Annotated in this window: 2 protein-coding genes; both read left to right on the top strand. The window is 59.1% G+C overall.

Going from position 1 to position 536, the window contains the following annotated elements; all coding sequences use genetic code 11:
* On the top strand, positions 1–221 hold a 221-nt coding region (locus XAXN_RS08150; RefSeq protein WP_134984853.1), incomplete at its 5' end, for a hypothetical protein.
* A 132-nt stretch (positions 222–353) separates the two neighbouring features.
* Positions 354–536: transposase (locus XAXN_RS08155; RefSeq protein WP_485129895.1), on the top strand; the 183-nt coding region annotated here is incomplete at its 3' end.

Raw genomic sequence — 536 nt, forward strand, 5'->3', positions numbered from 1 at the left:
ATGGGCGGCATTTACCCCCCCTCAGCTGGGGTGTAAAACGCCCGTGTACCAGGATCGGGGGCGGCCTGCCGGATCCTGGTACGACCATGGATGCCAATCTGGCAGCGTCCAGCACCGTGATGTGGGAACAAGATGCGGCCCCCTTCGCAGGGGCGGCGGATGATTTCCCGGCATTCAACGAAGAGGAGATGGCATGTTTTATGGAGCTATTTCCTCAGTGAGGCTCAGTCGGGGATTACCTGAGCGTCGGCAGGAATTCGTGTAATAAACCTCTCACTGTCAGTGAGTTAAGGAACCTCTGAACAACGCGCCAAAAAAGCGGGACACTATCGTTTCGGAGTGAGGAGACATCCATGCAACTGACGTTCGGTGACGCTGAGGGCCTGGGCAAGCGCAAACAGACTCGGCGCGAGATTTTCCTGGCCGAGATGGAGCAGGTCGTTCCGTGGCAGCAATTGCTTGCCCTGATCGCGCCGCACTATCCGGTATCGGGGCGGCCCGGTCGGCAGCCGTATGCACTGGCGACGATGTTGCGG

The sequence above is a fragment of the Xanthomonas axonopodis genome, from assembly GCF_001304695.1.
GTDB classification, from domain to species: Bacteria; Pseudomonadota; Gammaproteobacteria; order Xanthomonadales; family Xanthomonadaceae; genus Xanthomonas; species Xanthomonas axonopodis.